This is a genomic window from Campylobacter sp. 107 (assembly GCF_002383835.1).
In the GTDB taxonomy this organism is placed as follows: Bacteria; Campylobacterota; Campylobacteria; order Campylobacterales; family Campylobacteraceae; genus Campylobacter_D; species Campylobacter_D jejuni.
Map to the genome: position 1 here is coordinate 1 of NZ_NXBA01000035.1, position 1,071 is coordinate 1,071.

At 28.1% G+C, this 1,071-nt stretch carries 2 pseudogenes; both read left to right on the plus strand.

Annotated elements, in window-relative coordinates:
* Positions 1 to 705, plus strand: a pseudogene (locus BGS40_RS05645) (hypothetical protein); the annotation flags it as partial.
* 18 nt (positions 706 to 723) lie between these two features.
* Positions 724 to 1,071 (plus strand): annotated as a pseudogene (locus BGS40_RS05650) (hypothetical protein); the annotation flags it as partial.

Genomic DNA, 1,071 nt, shown 5'->3' on the forward strand with positions numbered 1-1,071 from the left:
AAATTTATTAGCTTTGATTTAAAGAAAATTTTTTATGGCATAGATCTTTGCACAGGGGTTTTTGACACTCATTTTTCCTTTCATTATGAAATAAAACCAAAGCTTGAAGAAAATAAAGAATTTCTTTTAAAAAGACTTTTGTCTTATTTGATTATTGATGAGAAAAGAAATGCAACTGCTTTAGAGGATATAAAAGAACAAAAATATATTATAGATGATTATACTTTTTATTTCAAAGAGTTAAAATCTTTAGAACTTAAAAAATGCACCATGTATCAACTTCCTTGTAATCATCCTTTGTTTAAAGAGTTTAGAAATAAAGAAAAGCAAATTAGTGCTTTTAAAAAAGATGAAGATAGTCCTATTCATGCTTACAATGAAGCTTTACAAATTTTACAAGATTTTGCTAATGGACTTTACAATACAAGTAAAGATAAAACAGGAAGATATATAGAAGATAAAAATAAAACCAGAAGATTACTAGAAAAACTCAATATCATAGGACAAAACAATCTTAAGGCTATGTATATGGGGATAAATAAGAAACAAGACAATTTACAAGAAAAAGAAGGTGATGAAGAGGAAAAAAATGAGGAATATACAGAAAGTGCAACTAAAAACAAACAATCTCAAAAATTACCGCCTAACTTCATAGGCAGACTAGCCACTACTATAATCATAGAAGATGGTTTATATATGGGATAAATTAAGAAAGGATAGATAATGAGTGAGACTTATAAAATTTATACACCTAATGGAATAGCTGTAAAAGTAGATAAAGAAACAAACAAAATATATTTTGTAGAAAGTTTAGATTCACATCCACCAGCAAAGGGCAACTATACCGAAGAATATTCCAAAGCTTTGTTTGAAGCACACGACATTAAACGAAACTCCCCCTACAAAGACTATAAACCCCAATACCTAGATCCTAACTTTTATACAGGGGAGAAATCTACTTTACTTGAATTTAAAGAATGGCAAAGTATTTATTTAAAAGATCCTATCAAAGGAGCTATAGCTCCTTGGACTAAAGCAGAAAAAGCTTATTATAAATCTTTAAAAACTAAA